At 69.2% G+C, this 20015-nt stretch carries 11 protein-coding genes and 2 pseudogenes; 8 read left to right on the plus strand and 5 right to left on the minus strand.

Going from position 1 to position 20015, the window contains the following annotated elements; genetic code table 11:
- Positions 1 to 163 precede the first annotated feature (163 nt).
- Both ACIRPT_RS35255 and ACIRPT_RS35260 read right to left on the minus strand, forming a co-directional pair.
- Positions 164 to 2224 (minus strand): flavin monoamine oxidase family protein, encoded by a 2061-nt coding sequence (locus ACIRPT_RS35255; RefSeq protein WP_403834859.1) that lies wholly within the window; start codon positions 2222 to 2224, stop codon positions 164 to 166.
- Positions 2225 to 3018: 794 nt separating this feature from the next.
- A pseudogene (locus tag ACIRPT_RS35260) lies at positions 3019 to 3951 on the minus strand (LysR family transcriptional regulator); the annotation flags it as partial.
- A 123-nt stretch (positions 3952 to 4074) separates the two neighbouring features.
- On the opposite strand from ACIRPT_RS35260, the gene ACIRPT_RS35265 reads away from it, so the two are divergent.
- Positions 4075 to 5325: an MFS transporter gene (locus tag ACIRPT_RS35265; protein WP_403834862.1), complete on the plus strand. Its 1251-nt coding sequence runs from the start codon at positions 4075 to 4077 to the stop codon at positions 5323 to 5325.
- A gap of 103 nt (positions 5326 to 5428) precedes the next feature.
- Here the strand turns inward: ACIRPT_RS35265 and ACIRPT_RS35270 are convergent, their stop codons facing one another.
- Complete coding sequence (locus tag ACIRPT_RS35270) at positions 5429 to 6223, minus strand: 3-hydroxybutyrate dehydrogenase (protein WP_403834864.1); 795 nt, start codon at positions 6221 to 6223, stop codon at positions 5429 to 5431.
- A 364-nt stretch (positions 6224 to 6587) separates the two neighbouring features.
- On the opposite strand from ACIRPT_RS35270, the pseudogene ACIRPT_RS35275 reads away from it, so the two are divergent.
- Both ACIRPT_RS35275 and ACIRPT_RS35280 read left to right on the plus strand, forming a co-directional pair.
- Positions 6588 to 7610, plus strand: a pseudogene (locus ACIRPT_RS35275) (alpha/beta hydrolase family esterase); the annotation flags it as partial.
- A gap of 355 nt (positions 7611 to 7965) precedes the next feature.
- On the plus strand, positions 7966 to 9852 hold the full coding sequence (locus ACIRPT_RS35280) for a histidine decarboxylase (RefSeq protein ID WP_403834867.1): 1887 nt from the start codon (positions 7966 to 7968) through the stop codon (positions 9850 to 9852).
- Positions 9853 to 10051: 199 nt separating this feature from the next.
- On the opposite strand, the gene ACIRPT_RS35285 is transcribed toward ACIRPT_RS35280, so the two are convergent.
- Positions 10052 to 10561, minus strand: coding sequence for a nitroreductase family deazaflavin-dependent oxidoreductase (locus ACIRPT_RS35285; protein WP_403502602.1), 510 nt, complete (start codon positions 10559 to 10561; stop codon positions 10052 to 10054).
- 120 nt (positions 10562 to 10681) lie between these two features.
- Between ACIRPT_RS35285 and ACIRPT_RS35290 the strand changes: the two genes are divergently transcribed.
- The 4 genes from ACIRPT_RS35290 (at position 10682) to ACIRPT_RS35305 (ending at position 15307) form a co-directional block, all read left to right on the plus strand.
- Complete coding sequence (locus ACIRPT_RS35290; RefSeq protein WP_403834870.1) at positions 10682 to 11452, plus strand: SUKH-4 family immunity protein; 771 nt, start codon at positions 10682 to 10684, stop codon at positions 11450 to 11452.
- Positions 11453 to 11514: 62 nt separating this feature from the next.
- Positions 11515 to 13725, plus strand: a complete 2211-nt coding sequence (locus ACIRPT_RS35295; RefSeq protein ID WP_403834872.1) for a hypothetical protein — start codon at positions 11515 to 11517, stop codon at positions 13723 to 13725.
- 131 nt (positions 13726 to 13856) lie between these two features.
- Positions 13857 to 14030: a 50S ribosomal protein L32 gene (gene rpmF / locus ACIRPT_RS35300; protein WP_403834875.1), complete on the plus strand. Its 174-nt coding sequence runs from the start codon at positions 13857 to 13859 to the stop codon at positions 14028 to 14030.
- Between the two features lie 77 nt (positions 14031 to 14107).
- A complete protein-coding gene (locus ACIRPT_RS35305; RefSeq protein WP_403834878.1) occupies positions 14108 to 15307 on the plus strand; it encodes a GTP-binding protein in 1200 nt (399 codons plus the stop codon).
- Positions 15308 to 15318: 11 nt separating this feature from the next.
- On the opposite strand, the gene ACIRPT_RS35310 is transcribed toward ACIRPT_RS35305, so the two are convergent.
- Positions 15319 to 15999, minus strand: coding sequence for a DUF6445 family protein (locus ACIRPT_RS35310; RefSeq protein WP_403834880.1), 681 nt, complete (start codon positions 15997 to 15999; stop codon positions 15319 to 15321).
- Between the two features lie 303 nt (positions 16000 to 16302).
- Between ACIRPT_RS35310 and ACIRPT_RS35315 the strand changes: the two genes are divergently transcribed.
- A complete protein-coding gene (locus ACIRPT_RS35315) occupies positions 16303 to 19848 on the plus strand; it encodes a hypothetical protein (RefSeq protein ID WP_403502585.1) in 3546 nt (1181 codons plus the stop codon).
- The last annotated feature ends 167 nt before the right edge of the window (positions 19849 to 20015 follow it).

Raw genomic sequence — 20015 nt, forward strand, 5'->3', positions numbered from 1 at the left:
TTCAGTGGGGGAGCCAGAAGAGGACAGGGGCGAGCACGGCGAAGCCCCACCGGGCTACTGAACCCCAGGCCCCGGAAGACGCTCGGTTGGGACACCCCAGCCGAGCGCCTCACCGAGCTAATGGAAAGCGACCTCAGCTGGCCCGGGCGCCGCACCGCACCCGTCAGCCCGCGTGGACCTTCAACGCGGTCCGGACGGCGGATTCGAGGGCGCCTTCGATCCAGGCGGGCTTGATGGAGGTGTGGTCCCCCGCGAAATGAAGCGGTCCTTCGGAGCTGGGGATGTCGGGGAACAGCTCCGCGTGCTGGCCCGGGAAGAGCACGGAAGCCTCACCATAGGCGTAGTGGTCGCGCATCCACGACTGGGTCTTGCACTTGTTGGTGAAGAAGACCTCGCAGCGGCGGCCGTAGATGTCCTGCAGGCCGGCGAGCGCGCGCAGATAGCGCTCGTCGTCAGCGAACGCGTCCCATTTGAGGGCGTCGTCGGACCAGCTGTAGGAGGCGAGCGTGATGCCTCCCTCGCTGACTTCCGAACCCCCTGAGTGCTCGAAGTACACGAAGCGGTTGGCGTTGTCGCTCACGGAGCCGCCGCCACGGGTATGGGCCGCTTCGGGTTCGCCGCTCATGACGGGCCGGAAGCCGGCGAAACACTCCTTGAGTGCGTCGGGGATCGTCACCCCCAGGTCCTTCACGGACTTGTGCGCGCCGAGGTATTTGGCGTCCTTGACCTGGCCCGCCTGGTACTTCTCGTAAAGCTTGGGCTCGATGGAGTTCAGCGCCGCCCTCCATTCCTCCTCGGTGAACTCCCACCAGCGGCGGGAGAACTCCAGCAGCACCTTGGTCGCGGCGTCGTAGTGCAGTTCCGTGATGGCCCGGCGCTTGCCGTAGGTCAGCGGAGGGTCGAAGGGCACATGGCGCAGTCCGGAGAAGGGAACGGTGATGATCGCCTCGTCACCCTCGAAGACCTCCGTGACACCCCCCTCGCCGGTCTGGCAGGCCTCGGAAACGGTGTGAACCCTGACCTTGCCGCCGTGGTGCTCGATGCGTACGGCGCGCCTGTCGAGGCTCACCTTGCCCTTCACAGGCTTGTACAGCGCGTCGGCAAGCAGCGCGGTACCACCCCTGATTTCCCAGAATTTCGTCTTGGGATCGATCAGCGCGCTGGACAGGAAGCTGTGCAGGAAGGAGAGATGCAGCCGTGAGGTCAGGTTCTGGATGGTGCCGATGAGGTCGATGGTCCTGGTGTCGAGCCTGGCGACTTCGGTGAGGTACCGGTACATGGACCAGTGGCCGTACTTCTTGAGGACCTTGACCCACCCGTTGACGAGGGCCGTCCCTTCCTTGCCCCGGATGAGCCGGTGTGCGGGTTCGAGGGCCTGCGCGAGGATGGCGGAGGCGGTCTTCGTGCGGTTGGGGCCCGTGACACCGAAGGTGTCGTTGATCTTTTCGGGATTTTTCTCGTACTCGGCCCTGCGGATGCGGATGCCATTGACGTGGATCCAGGTGCGGTTGGCCCGCTTCGATGGGTTGTCGACCTCCACATCCACCAGGTAGAACTCCTGGAGCGTGAGGCCGAGCTTCTTGATCAGTGCCATGAGGAGCGGGTGGCTGCCCGGCAGTCGCATGGCCCCGGCTTCGGCGTACTGATTGGGGTCGGCGAAGGGCTGCTCTCCTTTCTCGTGGCCTCCCTTGCGGAACGTCTTGATACGGCCGCCGACGCGGTTGCCGTTGGCCTCGATCACGACCACGTCGTGGCCCGCCCGGTTGAGCAGGCCGGCGGCGAGCAGCCCGGCCGGTCCGGCCCCGACGATCAGGACCCGCTTCGTTGCCTTGGCCCGGCTGGCCGGCAGGCCGTTCTCGATGGCCTTCACGTAGGCCGGGACGAGGGGTTTGTCGTGCTCGTCATAGACGACGATGGCGCGGGCGACCGTGGTGAACGCCTTGCGGTCGACGCCGGGCGGCACCGCGGCCGGCGCCGTCGAGGGTGCGGTGGCAGGGCTCAGCGCGGTCGCGGGCGCGGCGGAGGCGGCGGTGAGCCCGACAGCGAGTACCGAGGCACCGGTCGCCGTGACCACGGAACGCCGCGAGGGCGGCGCGCCGTGCGACGGCGGTGCGGGGTACGGAGTGTGTGAGGTCTCCGAAGCCGGCTGCTCCCCGCTCGATACGTTCCCGTTCTTCGTGACAGGGACGCTGACCTCTGAAGTGCTCATGTTTTGTGTGTTCATCGCGCATCACTCTTGGCATACGAGTGACACGGCGGAAGCGCATTCACACGGACGAGAACCGTAAACCACCCGTCGGGTGACTAACGCGGCTCTCCTATTGCGTATGTCCACTTGTCGCCCAGGAGCGAACGGCGTGATGTTCGACCCAATGCCCTGGCTCGGTCGCCCCAGGAAGGCAACAACTCGCAGCCGTGCAAAGGAGAGACGGGTCTGCGAGGCCGGGAGGTCGCACGCCGCATGGATGTGGACGAACAGCATGGTGCGGCGAAGGTGGTGATCGCGTCCGCGATCCGGTCCTCGGTCCCGCGCATCCGCGCGAGCACGTCCTGCTCGCGCCGCAGCCGCAGAGCCATGCCGCCCGGCCCCCTCGGACCGCCCTGACCACCGGGGCCGCTCGCCGCACCGCTCATGCCCGCTCCCGACCGCCGCCCACGTGCATCGGCCGACAGCGTACGGGCGGGCCGATTCTCACCTCGCGACGACTGACGGTGGGCACGCCCGAATACGTCGCCTGGTGGAGCGGTGCCGGTCAAGGCTCCGTCAGCGTTCCGTGACCTCGCCCGCCGCAACCTCCAGGCGGCGGGTCACCCGGACCACCGCGTCACGCCAACCGAGTTCGTCCTCTTGGCCATGCCGCTCCGTATGGCACGGAAATCGGTCGGCGTCTCGGGTGTGGGCGGCCCGGCGCCGGACCCCTCTGCAGACCTTGGCCCATCGGACAGACCCTGGGTCGCGCTTGCTGTCTCTGCCGTCTCCGTCGTCCGTGCCGTCTCTGTCACGTCGCCCGACGGCTCCGCGGCCGCCAGCACGGCCGAGCGGAAGGCGCGCACACGGGCCGTCTCCCGGGCGGTGTGGTGAACGAGGCCCAGGACGGAGTTCGGCAGGCCGGTCACGGGGACGAACGCGATGTCACGGCGGCCGTGGTAGTCGGCCGTGGGGCGGCACAGCAGCATTCCCCCGCGGCCCGCAGCGGTGAGCGTGAGCCCCTCTTGCAGGGTGCTGACCTTGGGGCCGGCGGGTATCGGGCGGCCTTGCGGTGTGGCGGCCGGGGCATGGGCCGCGCGCCAGTAGGCGGGCGCCGGGCCGTCCGGGGAAATGAGGGCGACGTCGGTGAGATCCTCGGCGGTGATCGCGGCGCGGGATGCCAGCGGGTGGCGTACGGAGACCGCGAGGGTCTGCTGCTGGTCGGCGAAGACCGGGCCGAGGGTGAGATCGGGCTCGGCCATGGGCAGCAGCGTGACGGCGACATCGACCGTGCCGCTGCGCAGCGCGCCGAACGGGTCGCAGAGCGGGATCTCGACGATCTCGGTGGCGCAGGCCGGGTGTCGGCGGTGGAAGGCGTCGATGGCCCGCATGATGCGGTCGTCCGCGGTGCCCTGGAAGCCGATCGTCAGCCGGCCCTCGATGCCACGGGCGGCGCTGCGGGCGCGCTCGACGGTGGCGCGCAGCGCGTCGTAGGCCGGGCGCAGGGACGTACGGAACTCCTCGCCGAGCGGGGTCAGACGGACCCGGCGGCTGGTGCGGTCCACGAGCCGGGCGCCGATCCGGGACTCCAGGGCCCGCAGGAGCTGGCTGACGCGGCTCTGCGACACATACAGCCGCTCGGCGGCGCGGCCGAAGTGCAGCTCCTCGGACAGGACGAGGAAGCACTCCAGCTCGCGGATTTCGAGGCCGGGGGAGGGGGCGGGGGCGTGGGCGGTGGTGGGCGTGACCGGTGGGCCGCTCATGGGGTCCTTTCCGAGGTGTGGTCGTGGGTCGGTGGCATGACTCGGCGGATCGATAAGTCCTGCTCATAGAAGGGTGAGGAGTTGGCCGTTGTTCCCCGGCGGGTGCGGGCGTTGGCTGGGGGCATGACGAACGGTGAGGGCGTAACGGTGGTCCGCGGAGCTGAACCAGGGCTGCAGGCAAGGGAGTTGGCGGAAGGTAGGGGCGGTGGCTGGCCGGCGGTGGGGGCGCTGGCGGCCGCGACGTTCACCGTCGTGACGTCGGAGATGCTGCCGGTGGGGCTGTTGACGCCGATGGGCCGCGAGCTGCGCATCTCGGACGGTACGGCGGGGCTGACGCTGACCGTGACGGGGCTGGTCGCGGCGGTGGCCGCGCCGGTTCTGACGTTGCTGGTGGGGCGGCGGGACCGGCGGACGGTGCTGGTCGCCCTGATGGGCACGCTGGCGGTGGCGAATCTGCTCGCCGCGTACGCGCCGAATGTCGTGGTGCTGCTGGCCGCGCGGGTACTGGTGGGGTTGGGAATGGGAGGGGTGTGGGCGATTGCGGCGGGGCTGGCGGTGCGGCTGGTGCCCGGGAGGCGGGTGGCGGCGGCCACGTCCCTGATTTTCAGCGGGGTCGCGGCGGCCTCGGTGCTGGGCGTCCCGGCCGGCACGTTCCTGGGCGAACTGGGCGGCTGGCGCACCGCCTTCGTGGCGATGGCGGTGGTCTGCGGGGCGGTGGGCGCAGCCCTGGCCGCCCTGCTTCCGCCGCTGCCGGAGGACCGGGCGGTCCGGCTGAACGGGGTGCTGGGACTGCTGCGCGGTACCACCGTACGAACCGGACTGCTGCTGCTGGCGCTCCTGGTGACGGGCCATTTCGCGGCGTACACCTATGTGCGGCCGGTCCTCGAGGAGGTGGCCGGCGCGCAGCCGGACCAGATCAGCACGCTGCTGCTGGCCTTCGGCCTCGCCGGTCTGGCGGGCAACTTCACCGCCGGCGCCGGGGCGGCGCGGGCACCGCGGGCGGCGTTGCTGGTGATCTGCGGGGTGCTCGCGGGCGCGGTACTGCTGGTGCCGCTGCTGGGCCACGGCGGCGGGGTGCCAGTGGCAGCCGTCCTGGTGGCCGTATGGGGCCTCGCCTACGGGGGCGTGTCCGTGAGCACCCAGACCTGGCTGATGGCGGCCGCGCCGGGTGCCCGGGAGGCGGCGTCCGCGCTGTTCGTGGCGGTGTTCAACGGGGCCATCGCGTTGGGGGCACTCCTCGGCGGCCGGGCAGCTGACGGCTGGGGCGCGGTGGGCGTGATGTGGCTGGGGGGTGCGCTCGCGGTGGGGGCGCTGATGACGGTGGCGGTCGGGAGGGGGCCGGGAGCGGCGCAGATGGTGCGGGAGGCGAAGTAGGCGCGGGGCCACGGGCGTTGACCACGGGTGGGGGACGGGTGGGGGACGGGCGGGGAACGGTGGGGACGGTCGTACGGGTGGCCCCTGACGACACGGCCGCCGTTCAGTTGGCGGTCCAGCCGCCGTCGAGCGGCAGGGACGCCCCGGTGAGGAAGCCGGAGTGCGGGCCGCACAGCCACAGGACGGCTGCGGCCACCTCCTCGGCCTCCAGGAGCCGCTTGACGGGGGAGCGGGCCAGCAACACGTCGGAGAGCACGTCGGCCTCGCTGATGCCGTGGGCGGCCGCCTGGTCGCGGATCTGGCCCTCCACCAGCGGGGTACGGACATACCCGGGGTTGACGCAGTTGCTGGTCACCCCGTGCGGGGCGCCCTCGATCGCGGTGACCTTGCTTAGCCCTTCCAGGGCGTGCTTGGCGGCGACATAGGCCGATTTGTAGGCGCTGGCCCGCAGCCCGTGGACGCTGGAAACGTTGACCACCCGGCCCCAACCGCGCGCGTACATGTGCGGCAGGACGCGCCGTAGCAGCAGGAACGGCGCGGTGACCATCACCTTCTGGATCAGCTCGAACCGCTCCGCGGGGAATTCCGCGATCGGCGCCACGTGCTGCAGACCGGCGTTGTTGACCAGGATGTCGACCTCGGCCGGCAGCAGGTCGATGGCCTCCGGGTCCGCGAGATCGGCCACGTGCGCCTCGCCGCCGGTGATCTCCGCGACGGCCTTGGCGGTTTCGGCGTCCCGGTCGACCGCGTACACGGTGGCCCCCGCCTGCGCGAGGGCGAGTACACAGGCCCGGCCGATCCCGCTGCCGCCGCCGGTCACCAGGGCCGTACGGCCGCTCAGATCGACCGCGGCGGCGGGCGGCGGCAGGGGAGCGGGGGTGGGAAGTGCGTTCGTCATGGCCGAGAACGGTAGAGAGTTTCCCCGGCTCATCCCATGTGAGCGACCACTACAAAGCACAGTCCGATGATGGTCTCTCGCGCCACGGAATCGGCTGTGGGGGAGGTGCAACGGGCGTGTCAGGACCGGGAAGCGGGGTGACCGGTGTTCCGGCCGCCGAGGGGACTGCCGTTCAACAGCCGCGTGTCGCCGCACCACGGGGCGCCGTCATGGATGGCCGCCACACAGCGGTTCCGTCAACCCTGGCCGGCCCGCCCATATCAACGAAGGCGTGCGCGGCCGGATGATGCACGCCACGCCGCTCGCCGGGCCCGGCCCGGCATCGGGCCAGGGGCGTGTCGCCATCAGAGCAGGAGGCATCGACATGGGACAGCCGCACCCTCCGTACCGCCCCGCAAAGATCCGCCGCGCCGTCCGTGGCGTCGGCCGCTGGATCACCGCCGCGGCGGGAGCCCTCGCCCTCACCGCCGGCCTGGTGGTCACGGCGCCGCGGGCGTCCGCCGCGGGGCTGACCGAAGTCCCCGGGTTCGGTACGAACCCCGGCAACCTGGCCATGTACGCGTATGTGCCCGAAGGACTGCCCGACGGCGCACCGCTCGTGGTCGCCCTGCACGGATGCACGCAGAGCGCGAGCGACTACTACAGCCACTCGGGCTGGCCGAAGCTCGCCGACCGCTACGGCTTCGCGGTGGTCTTCCCGCAGACCAGCAGCGCGAACAACGCCAACTCCTGCTTCAACTGGTTCCAGCCGGGCGACACCGCCCGCGGGCGCGGCGAGGCGCTGTCGGTCAGGCAGATGGTCGACAAGGCCGTCTCCCAGTACGGCAGCGACACCAGGCGCGTCTACCTCACCGGTCTGTCGGCCGGCGGCGGCATGACCGCGAACATGCTCGCCGCCTACCCCGACGTCTTCGCGGGCGGCGCGATCGACTCCGGACTGCCCGCCCACTGCGCCGACAGCCTCCCCGCGGCCTTCACCTGCATGGGCGGCCCGCCGGACCGGACCCCGGCGCAGTGGGGCGACCTCGTCCGCGCGGCCGCTCCGTCCGGCACCAGCTCCTGGCCGCGCGTGGCAATCTGGCAGGGCACCGCCGACACCACCGTCAAACCCGCCAACGCCGGCGAACTGCGCGACCAGTGGACCGACGTGTGGGGCATCGGCCAGACCCCCTCCCACACCCAGAACCTCCCCGGCGGTACGACGCTGAGCGTCCACGACGACGCCTCCGGCCGGCCGGCGGTCGAGGTCTACACCGTCTCCGGCATGGGCCACGGCCTGGCCGTCGACCCCGGCAGCGGCGCCGAGCAGTGCGGCACCACCGGCACCTACTACCTCGGCACCATCTGTTCCAGCTACTACACCGCCACGTTCTGGGGGCTGGACGGCGGTGACCGGTAGCCGCGGCACCGCGTCTTGAACTGCGCCGGAGCGGGTACCGAAGAGCTTCGACGGCGAAGGGGCTGCGGGCCCCGCACCCGCCGGTGACTCCCTCGACGAGGTGCGCGTCCCCGCCACTGCCTCCCGGGCGGCAAGGGCAAGCTCGCCCAGCGGCCGGCCCGTGCCCGCGAGGGCGCCCCCATCCCGTGCGCTTCAGGCGATCGGCCCGCCGCGCTCAGCCGAACCAGTGAAGCCCGGCGCCCCCCTGCGGCAACACCGACCGCAGCGGAGAAAGTCTTTGCGTAACGGAAGCCCTTGTGTTCGCCCTCGCTCGCACTCAACAGCTCAACAGGGAGTCCCACCCATGACGGACGTCACGTCCCCCATGCAGCAAAGTCTGCAGATCCCCTTCGGCCCCGATGACGAGACCTGGCAGCACATCCTCCAGTCGCAGGGCCTCGCCAACGGCCACGCCGCGCTCGTCAGCCCGCCGTCGGACAACCCACGTACCCGGTACCCGATCGAGCCCGGCCTCGACACCCGGGACTTCCAGCTCAAGGCCAAGAGACTGACCGGAAGTCAACGGCGCAAGGCGCTCAGCTCGATCGAGCTGGCCCTGGCCGACCGGCGCGACCACATGCTCGGCTACCAGGTCACCCAGGACATGAACGGCTATCCGGCGGACCTGGCCCGGTTCCTGGAGGACCACCTCAACAACATCGGCGACCCGTTCCAGAGCGGTGGCTACAAGCCCAACACCAAGATCGTCGAGCGGGCGGTGCTCGACTACTACGCGGCGCTGTGGAACGCGAAGTGGCCGCACAACCCGGACGACTCCGAGTCGTACTGGGGCTACATGCTGTCCATGGGCTCGACCGAGGGCAACATGTACGGGATGTGGAACGCCCGCGACTACCTGGGCGGAAAGGCCCTGATCAAACCCGAGAAGGACGGGCCGTTCGGCGGCCAGTTCCAGTACGTCCAGGCGGCGCCCGTCCCCGGCAACGCCAATGCCTATCGCCCAGTGGCCTTCTTCTCCGAGGACACCCACTACTCCTTCACCAAGGCGGTACGGGTCCTCGGCGTACAGACCTTCCATGCCGTCGGCGAGGAGATGTACAAGGGCCGCTGTCCGCTGAAGGACCGGCACGGCAATCCCCTCCAGCACTGGCCGGCCGAGGTGCCGTCGAAGGCGGGCCCGTCCAAGCTTTCGTGGGACGGCCCTGGTGAGATCGACATCGACGCCCTGGAGACGCTGGTCAAGTTCTTCGCCGGCAACGGGCACCCCATCCTCATCAACCTCAACTACGGCAGCACCTTCAAGGGGGCGCACGACGACGTCCGGCGGGTCTGCGAGCGTCTGCTGCCGATCTTCGAGGAGAACAACCTGCTGCGCCGTCGCGTGGTCTACGGCAAGAACCCGAAGACCGGGGAGGAGCTGTTCGACTACCGCCGTGGCTTCTGGATCCACGTGGACGGGGCGCTCGGCGGCGGCTACGGGCCGTTCATGCGGATGGCGACCGCGGACAGCGGCTTCGGCTGGACCCCGGACGTCGAACTTCCCGAGTTCGACTTCGGCCTGGCGCTGCCGACGGAGCGGCACGGGATCATCGACATGATCTCGTCGATCGCGATGAGCGGGCACAAGTGGCCGGGCGCGCCCTGGCCGTGCGGCATCTACATGACCAAGGTCAAGTACCAGCTCGCGCCGCCGACGACCCCGCAGTACATCGGCGCCCAGGACACCACCTTCGCGGGGTCGCGCAACGGTTTCTCCCCGCTGGTGCTGTGGGACCACCTGGCCCGCAACTCGTACCAGGACCAGGTCGACAAGATCAAGGAGGCCCAGCGGCTGGCCGGCCACTTCGAGCGGAAGCTGCGCGCCCTCAAGCAGTCCCACGGCCTGGACCTGTGGCCGGCACGGACACCCGGTGCGATCACGGTGCGGTTCCGCCGGCCGAGCGACGAACTCGTCGCCAAGTGGTCGCTGTCCTCGCAGGACGTGTGCATCAATCCCGATGACCCGGGCAAGCCGGCGAGCTGGCGCCGGTACGTGCACGCCTTCCTCATGACCTCGGCCACCGAGGAGAAGATCGACGCACTGATCGCGGACATCGCGGCCGAGGGAGCGGGCGTTCTGGCCGAGCCGGATGCCGCCCTGGCGGGGATGGTCGCCGAACCCGGTGTGGAACTCGCCGACGGCGCTCTGTCGCTGGGCGCCGTGCCGGCGAGCGGCCGCGGCTTCCAGTAGCAGCCGCTCACACCAGTGGAGCCCGTGCGCCCATCCGCCCTGCACAGGTCGGATGGGCGCACGGCGTGCGACGTCGGGCGGGCGGCACGGCGCTGAGGGTATGCGGCCCTCGTTCAGCCCATAGGGCGTCAGATCGTCGCCGTCGCCGTTGCTGTTTTCGTTGTGGCCTTCGATGCCGAGCGTCGTGCGCGTCCGGCCGTCACATGTCGTGGGTGGGCTGTGTGTCGGGCGTCGGGGTGATCTCGACGAAGGGGATGTGATCGCGGCCGACGAGGTAGTAGTCGTCGGTGCTGCCGTCGGTCTCGATGCCGCAGATGCCCATGAGGCGGCGGGCCGTTCGGGGGTGGCGGGGTGCGTAGTCGGCCATGGCGCGGCCCGATTCCTCGGGTCTCATGGGGCGGGCCAGGGCCGCGGTGCGGTGCCGTCCGACCTGGATGGTGACCTGCGGGGTGTGTTGGATGTTGCGGTACCACTGCGAGGTGGGACCGAAGCCGGAGGCCAGGTGGTAGGCACCGGTCTGCGGATTGCGTCCGGTGATTTCCAGGACGACCTGGCGGGGCTGCCCGCTCGTGCGACCGGTGTGGGTGAGCAGCAGGACACGGGCGCCCATGAGGGCTCCCAGCCGCCAGCGGTACAGATGGATCGGAGCGCGCGCGATCAGGCGGCGCCAGCCGGTGGGGGACGGGGTGGGCTTGACCTTGCGCGGCATCACGGGCCCTTCGATGGGATGGCGGCCGAATACGACACATGGTAGATACCGACATCGCGGGCAGCACTGCGGCATGAGCAACCGTCAGCGCCGTCATCGCCCCGCGGCCGAGACGGTCAGGTGAAGCCGTCCACACGAGACGGACGGGAGCCGCGCGAACTGCTCTGGGGCTTCGGTGTGTTCGGTGGCCGCCCCGATTTCCCGTGCGAGAGTGCGGCGCACAATGGTGTGCTGTTCCAAGAGACCGGCACCATCGACGGAGGGCATACGGTCGACCAACCAGCCGAGGGAGAGAGGAAACGGCAGAAGATGGCAGAGGATTCCGGCCAGAGCCAGAGCCAGAGCCAGAGCCAGAGCCAGAGCCAGAGCCAGAGCCGGATCGGTGGTGTCACCGTGGACGAGATCCGGCGCATCTGGGGGGATCGGCTCCAGCCCGTTCCGCCGGATCTGGTCAGCCCGCGCCTGTCTACGCAGACCCGCGAGTTCCTCACGACCGTGGGGCTGCCCACGGTCCCGGTGCGGGACATCGTCCCCCTGCACGACGAGCGCCTTCTCGCCTCCACCTATCAGCAGGGCAACGAGTACGTCGCCGTGGCCGAAGGCGACGAGCCCGGATATCGCTTCGCCGTCGAGGTAGCCACCGATCGGGTGTTCTACTTGGACGACATTCCCCAGTACAGCCGACTGATCAATTCCGATATCGGGCTCTTCGTGTTGTTCCTGGGCATCTTCCGGACCAGGGTGCTGGACCTGGACGTGGTAACCCAGGAAACACTCGAAAATGCCGTGGCGGACGTCTGGCGGCAGTTGTGTGCCCGTGACCACGCGATGACCACGGACGATCGCAATTGGTGGAGCGCAATGCTGGACCAGATCGCCGCTGAGTGCTAGGAACGTCTGCACAATTCACTGCTCCGCAGCCGCGCACCATATAATTCAAGATCGGAGTGCCCATGATGCGCTCGGTGGTTCACTTACGTCTGTTCCCCTCACCGACCCGGGCCCTGCGCCGCGGGTTGGTCCTGCTGCTGGCGCTGGTCACGCTCCTGTTCGGAGCGCTCGTCGCGCCGTCTGCGTCCCATGCGGGGCCCCACAGTTACGGCTACATCCTCTGGCCGGCCGACGAGGGCGATCCCCAGCATCTGCCGATCCTCATCTATCGGCAACGGCATACGTCCCTGACCCAGAACGGCGGTAATCCAGACGAATTCGTGAGCTGGGCCCGTAACGTAGCGGAGTTCGAGTGGGCCGAGCAACGCGGAGACACCCAGGTGAACTGGGTCATCGTCACGGCCAATGTCAGCGGGTTCGCGCAGAACAGCAAAGTTGCGCTCATCGACCTCTATCAACGGGACCCGAGCGGACAATTACGCCTCGTGGATCCGGCGGGTAATCCCCTCCTCGAGGCCGACGGAAAGACCCCGGTCGATTGGCGGACGTCGTCCACGCCGAGCTATCGGTGGGATATGCGTACCGACCCGGACCTGCGGGCCGACCTCAGGAGCGGACGGATGCACTCCGAGCGGGTCGCCAAGTGGTTTCTGCAGAAGCATATGTCCGGCGCGCACGACAAGGTGCCCACCGGGCTGTCCGAGAAGATACCCTGCGACGTCTCCCCGAGCAGGTGCCAGCAGAACATGAAAAGCAGCTGGTTCCCCGAGATGAAGACCATGAAGTTCATGACCGATCTGGAGAGCCGGGCAAAGCTCAAGAGGGAAGGCACTCCGGAGGCGAAGGACAAGCTGAACAGTGGAGAGGACTCGGACAGCTTCCTTCAGAAGGGGTTCGAGAAATGGAAGAGCCTCGGCATGCCCGCCGGTCCCGATGCGGCGGCCGTGATGGGCGGCCGGCTCTTCCAGCCTCCCGGCAGCCCCGCCCCCAAGGGTGCCGGTGCCACGGCACTGAATCAGGGCGCCGACCCTGGCGGGATCGACTTTTCCACGCTGGAGCTGCGCTATCTGTCCGAGGACGGGAGCGGCCAACTGCGCTACGCCCTCGACGCAGCTCCGGCAAAGGGCAATGACGCGGGCGATGACCGCAGGGTGACCGACGGGAAGATCGCCGCAGCCCAGATGTCCGATGCGTTCTTCGTATGGCTGAGCCTGTCCCCGTCGACGTTCTGGGTCAATCTCAACCCCACCGAGCCCAACCGCATAGTGGACGCCAAGCTGGGTGCGACAGACGTGGGCCGGATCCTTCTCGAGGCGGACTTCCGAATGAAGAAGGTCGTCGGCCGGCTGCTTCACCCCGACACGGGCACGGGCAAGAAATTCTGGGATTCGAGCGATGTGGCGGCCAGACGCTGCATCAACATGCGGCAGTGGATCGTGCCGAAGCCCGCGTCCGTATACGAGGAGAACGGCGGGCTGTATATCGTCGACGCGCCGCTCGAAGTCAAAATGGAGACCGAGTACCTGAAGCAACACGGTGGCGGCGGGGGCTCGTGCGCCGTTCCCGACAAGCGCCTGGAGTCGGCATTCCGTACGGTGATTCTGCCCAGGGTGGAAAATGCCGTCAACGAGGCGCCGGAATTCGCCGAACTGCGCCGGGTGTATCTGAGCCGGGTCGCGGCCGAGTGGTACCGCCAACGGTCGTCCGGCGCGCTGGCCTCGATGGTCGACAGTGGCGACGTCAGTCGATGGCCGGCTCTGAAGCAGTGGTCTCCGCGAAAGGTCTTCAACGATTACGTCGAGTCGTACAACAAGAAGGAGTTCAACGTCAAGCGGCTGAAGACGATCAACGGCAAGACCTACGAGGTGACTTACACCCACGGCGGGGTGGACTTCGGCAAGGTCACACTCGACAAGATGGATTCGTCGGTATTCCGTCGGCATCACGCCGACCTGCCGACGGCGGTGCAGGATTCCTTCCAGAACGTCACCCGGGACCGGGACGGCAGGGTCGTACTCGGTTTGTCCGGCCGGCCCAAGGCGCACGCCATCAACTACTCGGGCGGCAATGAGCCCGAGGACTACGCCGACGGCATCGTGCCGGAATCCAGGCAATCCGCGTCCCAGGGCGCCGGGAGTGGCTTCCTCATCTGGGCTGTGGGCGCCGGTCTGCTGGCCGCCGCCGCAGTGATCTTCTGGGTCTACACCCACCGGCAGAGGACCGCCCGACCGCTGCCTCCCAGCCGGGAACCATCGGTAGAGGACTATCTGTAGCCGCTGTGAGGGCTGGGGTGCGTGCACGGACCGCCGCGCCCCGGCCCGCCCGACGGCTCAGGGTTTTTGCATATGACTTTCGTTTTCGTGTAGCTTCCGGGTCTGTACTCATTCCTCAGGAGGCTCCTTCCATGGCCGTGCCCAAGCGCAAGATGTCCCGCAGCAACACCCGCCACCGCCGCGCCCAGTGGAAGGCGAGCACCCCCGACCTCGTCCCGATCCACGTCGACGGCGTCGAGTACCAGGTGCCGCGTCGCCTGATGCGCGCCTATGAGCGTGGGCTGCTGCCGCTTCCCGCGAACTGACAGGTGCCCACCGCAGTCCCACGCCGCAGTCCCTCAGTCCCTCAGTCGAGTCGATCCCGTACGAACAGGAACCGCCCGTGCCCGCCCCCGCCGCGCCCGCTGCCCCCGACCGCCGTCTGCCCGTCACGGTGCTCTCCGGATTCCTCGGTGCGGGCAAGACCACATTGCTCAATTACGTCCTCCACAACCGCGCGGGGCTTCGCGTGGCGGTGATCGTGAACGACATGAGCGAGGTCAATATCGATGCGGCGCTGGTGCGCGACGGCGGAGCGGCGCTGTCGCGCACCGAGGAGCGGCTGGTGGAGATGACCAACGGGTGCATCTGCTGCACGCTGCGGGACGACCTGCTGGAGGAGGTGGACCGGCTCGCCCGCGCGGGCCGGTTCGACTACCTGCTCATCGAGTCCAGCGGGATCTCCGAGCCCATGCCGGTGGCCGCCACGTTCTCCTTCGCGCGCGATGACGGGGCGATGCTCGCGGACGTCGCGGACCTGGACACCATGGTGACCGTCGTCGACGCCGCCAACTTCCTCCCCGAGCTGGCGCGCGGCGACGAGCTGACGGAGCGCGGCCTCGACGCGTACGAGGACGACGAACGCACGGTCAGCGACCTGCTGATGGACCAGGTCGAATTCGCCGACGTGATCGTGCTCAACAAGCTCGACCTCGTCGGCGAGGACGCGGCCGGCCGGCTGCGGGCCACCCTGGCCCGCCTCAACCCCGCGGCCCGTATCGTGCCCATCCGCCATGGGCAGGTGGACCCGGTGGAGATCCTCGGCACCGGCCGGTTCGATGTGGAGAAGGCCCAGCAGGCCCCGGGCTGGGTCGCCGAACTCAACGGAGACCACGTCCCGGAGACCGAGGAGTACGGGATCTCCAGTGTCGTCTTTCGCGCCCAACGACCTTTCCACCCGGGGCGGTTGTGGCGCTTCGTCGCCGAGGATCTGGACAGCGGGACGTACGGCGGCGTCTTGCGCTCCAAGGGCTTCTTCCGGCTCGCGACCCGGCCCGCCGTCACCGGGCTGTGGTCCCAGGCCGGCGCCGTCGCACGCTTCGAGCCGGCCGGCGTCCGCAGCGGCGAACAGCAGGCGCAGGAGCTGGTCTTCATCGGCACCGCCCTGCGCGGCGAGGCCCTGGCCGAACGGCTCACCGCCTGCCTCCTACAGGACGGCGAGACCGCCGTCGGGCTGGACGACCCCTTTCCGTCCTGGGAGACGTATGGCATCGACGAGGCCTGCGAGCACGAGCACGGCCACGAAGCCGTCCCCACCGGCTGAACCGCATGGCGTTATGCCATCCAGAAGAAGACGGCTGTCATCCGCTTGTCCTCCAGGGACCTGCCCCAGTAGCCGGTGGCGCTGTGGATCATGTTGGCGGTGTAGAGCAGCAGCCGGTTGTAGCGGTGGGATACCCGTATGTCCTCGGTGAACGAGCCGGGCGGGACGAAGCGCGTGCCGAGCGCGTCGACCAGGTTGTTGTGCGGCGCGGTCACCATGTTTCCGCCGAGACGGCCGCCCGGCAGGCTCTGGCGGTAGAAGCCGGTTCCACAGTCCTTGGGCACGTTGGGGTTGAGATAGAGGACGGCGGCGTAGCGGCACAGCGACCGTGAGTCGGTGTGTGGTCGCGGCTCGCACTCGTCCTCGCCCACGACCTGGATGCAGTTGTGGTTGAGGGTGCCGCCGCTAGGGGCGGTTTCCTGCCACAGTCGGCGCGCGCCGGTGGCTGTCATGACCAGCCTTTCGACCCGGGCCAGTTCGGCCGGTTCGAGTCCGGGCATCGTGCGCAGGCCGGGCCAGCTCTCGGGCTTGTGCGGATAGCCTTCGACCCAGTCGTCCTTGGCGAGACAGCGGGCCCGTACGGCATCGGCGTCGGGCAGTACATCGTCCAGAACCCAGTAGTCCCGGCCGGGTGTGGGTTTGCGGTAGGGGAGAACAGGGAGCGCCGGAGCCCTGGGGGTATGTGGGGGCATGCGCCCGACCATATGGTTCGCCCGCGTCAGCACACTCCCGCGAAGTGGTCAATCTTCCGTCAACTCACCGTAGCCGCAGGTGTCTTCCCAGGGGCTGAGCCGCTCGGCTCCGTCAGACCGGGTATCTCCAGCACCTCACACCGAACGGCATGGTCGCGGGCCGGTCATGACCTGCATGCTCTCTCCAAATGTTCCACAAGAAGTTCGACAATTGATCGAGCCTGCCTGCGCTACTTTCCTCTCGTCGCCTGACCGCCCGCCGTTACGGCTCCTTTGCGCAGGCGAAAGTCGATGGGGGGAACCATGGACGGGAACACCGCACTGCCGACCGACGACACCAGCAGCCCAGCCCGCTGCTGCGTTTTTCTCTCCGACAACAGGACCGGCGGCCCCGTCTCCGGGGCGCCGGCCTTCCTCGAAGCCCAGCTGACCGTCACCGAGGAGGGCTCCGGCGGTGAGGTGGGAATCGCTGCCCCCGCCGGGAGCACGGTCCGTATCCCGCTGGGGCTGCTCGGCAGTGACCACGCCGGGTACCTCTCGTGGGACCTGGCGCCGCTGTGGCGGCAGGCCCTGCAATTGGCCGAGCGGCCCGACGGCTCCACCGCCGAGGTCCGGCTCGCCCATATGTGGCTGTACCTCGGCGGTCCGCTGCAGAGCGCCGTGGACGTCCTGGCCGAGGCCGACGAACGGGCGCAGGTACTGGTCCTGCGGCTCGGCGTGGACCGCGGCGGCGTCTTCACCGGCTCCGCCACCGGCTTCCCCGCGATGCAGTCGCCCTCGCTCCTCGACTGGTATCTCTCGCCGGCCTCCTTCGCGTACGTACCGGCCGAACTCATCGGGCAGGACGGCTGCGAGACGCTGCTGCCCTCCAATGTGGCGACCCAGCAGTACCAGGTGCACCAGATCGTGCCCGTGCCGGATCTGCTGGCGAGCCTGGACTACGGCGCGCAGTACGCGGCACCGGCCGGGGACGGCGGCACCTCCGACGGCTCCTACGGCTTTCCGGTGCCGATCGCCCTCGTCATCAGCTACGACGTCACCTGGATCCCCGTGGGACACGGGCTCGGCCAGGTCACCTACAGCCTCCCACTGGCACCGGGCGAGCAGGTGCAGCTCGCGGTCGTGGACTGGTCGCGCACCTCGACGGACAGCCGGCTGGAGGACATCGCGCTCACGGACGACCTGGAGCACGCCCTCACCCGCGACCGGACGGTCGACGAGGTGGTCAAGGGCGCCGTCAACGAGTGGCAGCGCGGCGGCTCGGTGATGACCGGCGCGGCGGGGGCGGCGTCGATGGGCATGTTCGGCGGATCCGCCGCGATCGGCGGCGGCTACGCCACGACGACCGGCGACCGCAGCGTCTCGGCGGACACCGTGCAGAACCTGCACGACCAGATCCGCCAGCACTCCACCTCCGTACGCGATATGCGCAGCACGGTCGTCGTGCAGTCCCGGCAATCGGAGAACTCCACCGCGCAGACCCGGACCGTACGCAACCACAATCACGCGCATGCGATGACCCTGCTCTACTACGAGGTGCTGCGGCACTTCCGGGTGCTCGTCGAGCGCGGCACGGTGCGTCCCGCGGTCCTGCTGCCCGCCACGTCCCCCAACCTCGACGACGAGCTGGTCATCGTCCGCTACCGCCGCCTTCTGCAGGCCGGGCTGCTCGATCCCCAGCTGGCCGGTGGGTTCGACGCGGTGGAGAAGTACGCGGCCTGGCAGGAACTCCAGCCCGAGGTACCGGTGCCGCCGGACCCGGGCAGCGTCGAGTTCATCCTCTTCCAGTTCCGCTTCACCATCGGTGACCTGTCCAGCTTCCAGGACCGGGTGCCGACGACGGTCACCCTGAGCCAGCGAGCTCCGGACGGCGGACAGAAAGTCACGAATCTGGTCCGTCCGCAGCACAGCGACTGGGACCCCGACCCGACCCATCTGCAGAATCCCGGTGACTTCCAGCACACCCACGCCATGGTCGACCTAGCCGGTGTGCCCAGGCCCGACGAGCGCGTCAACTGGCGGGATCTGCGCACGATTTCGGTGACCTTGACCCCGCCCCACACCGACGGACGGAACGACGACGTCGCCGTGGAGCATCTGGTCGTCACGGCCGTGGACTCCGCGGGCAACACGCACCTCCTGGTCGACGAGCCCAGCGGCAAGCTGTTCCAGAAGCCGTCCACGACCTGGTCGCTGGCGGTCCGTCAGGCGCCGGAGCCCGCGCCCGCGCCGACCCCGTTCCAGCGGCTCAGCGACGAGGAGAACCTGCTGCGCATCCGGTTGCGCCGACACCTGGTGCAAAACCGCGAGCACTACTACCGGCTGATCCGGCTCGGTGAGGACCCCAACGCCCGGTGGACGGAGCTGGCGGGCAGCAGCCTCACCGTCGGTGGCACGACGCGCCCGCTGTTCCAGGCCGTCGAGAACCGTGCCCTGGAAGTGCTCGGGGATTCCACGGCCTTCCCGCTCGACCCGGCGCTGTTCGACGACTCGGGCGAGGGACAGGTGCGCCTTCCCGAGGTGGATCCCGCCCGCAGCGAGCAGCTGATCAGCCTGCCGACCCGCGGGGTCTTCGCCGAGGCCAAACTCGGCCACTGCAATTCCGCGGAGGTCATCGACAACACCCGGTTCTGGGACTGGCAGAAGTCGCCCGATCCGGACAGCGCCCCGGGCATCGCTCCGGTCTCCACGGCCAGCCGGGAGGTGGTCGTCTCCACGACGCCCTCGGGACTGCCCGCCTCGGCGGTGACCATCGTCCAGCCACCGCAGGCCCCCGACCCCGTGGGCTTGGCGGCGGCCCTGCAACTCCTCGGCAAGGGCGACATCTTCCGCGATATGTCGATGCAGAAGGAGATCGCCGCGCTGCTGACCTCGCTCGCGAGCAACGCGGCCGGCCTCGCGGGCAAGAACCCCGGCACGCCCGGTACCCCCGGCACCGGCTCGACACCGGGCACCGGCACGGGCGGTGGTACGGGAACGGGCACTCCCGGCACGGGAACCGGCCCGGGCGCGCCGTCCGGCGGCGGCACACCGGGCGGCGGCACCGGAACCGGAGGCACCACGCCGCCGGGAACAGGTGGAACCGGCGGGACAGGAGGAACGGACCCCCACCCGGGCGGCACCCCGGGTACCACCGGGCCGGGCACGCAAACCGGCTCCGGCGACGGCGGCTCCGGCACGCCGAAACCGCCCGCTCCGGCGCCCCGCCCCACTCCCCGGCCGCCCGTACCGATCGGCTCGGACAACAGGTCGTTCGTGTTCAGCTTCGCGCCGGTCAGTTTCGGCCCCAGCGAGGCGGACTGGGAGCGCGGCCGGTTCGCCATCGCGATCTTCCAGGACGGCAAGCCCGTGCTCAGCCAGGACAATGTGGTGCCCGCGGCGCCCAGCGTCATCCTCAACGGCAAGGTCGCCCCGAACAAACCCGTGGACATCGTGGTCGACGGCTCGTCCACCCACTGGGTGACCTACCCCTCGATCTACTCCTCCGCCATGGCGGGCAATCCGGCCACCACCGGCACGCCCCCCGGCATCCTGATCACCACGCATCTGGTCGGCAAGCTGACGCTCGCCGGTCTGGATCCCACGCAGCGCAGTTACGTCTTCTCGATCCAGCGGGAGACCAAGTTCACTTCGGTGACGCTGAGCGAACAGCAGATCCGGCAGCAGGGCCTGGAGAAGGCGGTGTCGGGGCAGATCAACGCCAGCTTCGACAAGGTCATTTCCTTCGGCGCGGGCCTCACCTCATCCGAGACGTCCTCGACCAGCAGCGGAACGACCACCAACAAGACCGACACCGTACCGGTCACGTACTTCAGCGGACTGATGTCCGTCGTCCCCGTCAAGAACTGACCCACCTCAGGAAAGAACTGACCCACCCCAGGAACTAGCCGGAGTCGAGGGGCCGGCCGAGCCCGCCTGGACCGCTGAGGTCCCCTGAGCCCGGTCGGCCTTCAGGTGTCTGCCCCGTGTCTGCCCCGCGCCTGCCGAATCTGTCGGTGCGGCCGCGTACGGGGTCC

The sequence above is a fragment of the Streptomyces sp. NPDC101227 genome, from assembly GCF_044767545.1.
In the GTDB taxonomy this organism is placed as follows: Bacteria; Actinomycetota; Actinomycetes; order Streptomycetales; family Streptomycetaceae; genus Streptomyces.